Genomic DNA, 1787 nt, shown 5'->3' with positions numbered 1-1787 from the left:
GCTCTACACTTATCCACAGCTGACCACCCTTTGGTCGGCTACCAGCCCTGGCTCAATATTGGATCGGCACGGTGGCTCAGATTTGGATCGGCGCGGACATCAGGCCACCGCGGCGAAAGTCGAACCTTGTGCGGAAGATCGGGGGCGTCATGAGTTTGAATTCGCCGTCTGGCAGCCCCCTTTTTCATGCCGGTCTCATCGACGGCGTCGAGGTGACACGCCATCGGCAAGTGATGCAAAGCTTCTGTCTGAGCTTTATTTGACAAGGCGTGTATCAACATCGGGCTTCCTTCTCATGAGGGTGAAGTGCATCATCATGATAATGCGAATGGTTCGCATTTGCAATCTATGAACCCGATTTTTGGATGACATCGCGATCTGGCAGGGCCGCAACCTCACGAGCGTGTCGGAACGACGAGAAGCAGCCCGCCACCTACAGCGGTGAGCGTTGCCCGGAGTGACGGCACTTGCCTCTCTGCCTGCGGCTTGGTGGCGCCGTCGGTGGTCAAAGGTGGGCCGGTCAAGCCATCAACAGGCGAGCGTTCACGAATGATTCGACATGAAATAGAATGGAAACTATTAATGCATCCATGAGCATTATTCATTCATCGTGTTGGAGCGCATTCACCTGGCCATCGTCCAGGAGGTCGAAAAGCAAGGCTCGCTCACCGCAGCGGCGGATGTGCTGTGCGTGACGCAATCTGCACTCAGCCATTCGATGAAGAAGCTGGAGCAGCAGTTGGGCACGGACATCTGGCTGCGCGAGGGCCGCAGCCTGCGATTGACTCAGGCAGGGCAGTACGTGCTGGCAGTGGCCAACCGCGTGCTGCCACAACTCGATTTGGCCGAAGAGCGCCTGCGCCAGTTCGCACAAGGCGAACGCGGCACACTGCGCATCGGCATGGAGTGCCACCCCTGTTACCAGTGGCTGCTCAAAATCGTGTCGCCCTACCTGGCCGACTGGCCCGATGTGGAGGTGGACGTCAAACAGAAGTTCCAGTTCGGCGGCATCGGCGCGCTGTTTGGCTACGAGATCGACATGCTCGTCACGCCCGACCCGCTGCACAAACCCGGCCTGCACTTCGAGCCCGTGTTTGATTACGAGCAGGTGCTGGTGGTGCCTTTCGATCACCCATTGGCGGGCGCGGCCCACGTCAAGCCCAAGCACTTGACCAACGAGGTGCTCATCACCTACCCGGTGCCCACCGACCGTCTCGACATCTACACACAGTTTTTGATGCCTGCAGGCATTGCGCCAAATCGGCACAAGACCATCGAGACCACAGACATCATGATGCAGATGGTGGCCAGTGGCCGGGGCGTGGCGGCGCTGCCGCGTTGGCTGGTGCAAGAGTACGCAAGAAGGATGGACGTGGTGGCTGTGCGCCTGGGGCCCAAGGGCATCGGCAAGCAGATCCACCTGGGTGTGCGCGAGGCGGACACCAACATCGATTACCTCCAGGCCTTCATTGAGCTGGCGCGTCGCTCGGCCTGACACCTCAGCAGGTTGTCGAATCGTCGTTGCCGTAGAACTTCACGCCCAGTTGGATGTGCCCTCTGCCGCTCAGCGAGTGGTGCAGGCTGGTATTGCGCCGTGAATGGACGCAGCCGCAACGCGTTCTCTGGTGGAAATTCTCGCGCCTGCTGATCTCGATCAGGCGAGCAGAGCCAACGTCTTTGCGCCAGTTGGGGTCGTCTCAGAAAACGGAAAATAAAGCACGCTAAGCCGGTTGCAGCGGCCGTAGCGGCCTGAACTTGCCCGCGCCGATCTTGGCGCTGCTGCGCCA

The 1787-nt window shown here is 59.6% G+C and carries 1 protein-coding gene; it reads left to right on the top strand.

Going from position 1 to position 1787, the window contains the following annotated elements; translation table 11 throughout:
* Positions 1 to 610 precede the first annotated feature (610 nt).
* Positions 611 to 1495, top strand: a complete 885-nt coding sequence (locus QZ994_RS19775; RefSeq protein WP_286747427.1) for a LysR family transcriptional regulator — start codon at positions 611 to 613, stop codon at positions 1493 to 1495.
* The last annotated feature ends 292 nt before the right edge of the window (positions 1496 to 1787 follow it).

Source organism: Aquabacterium sp. (assembly GCF_021768455.1).
GTDB lineage: Bacteria > Pseudomonadota > Gammaproteobacteria > Burkholderiales > Burkholderiaceae_C > Aquabacterium.
The sequence above is the reverse complement of the archived record's forward strand: the minus strand, read 5'-3'. Positions and strand labels throughout refer to the sequence as shown.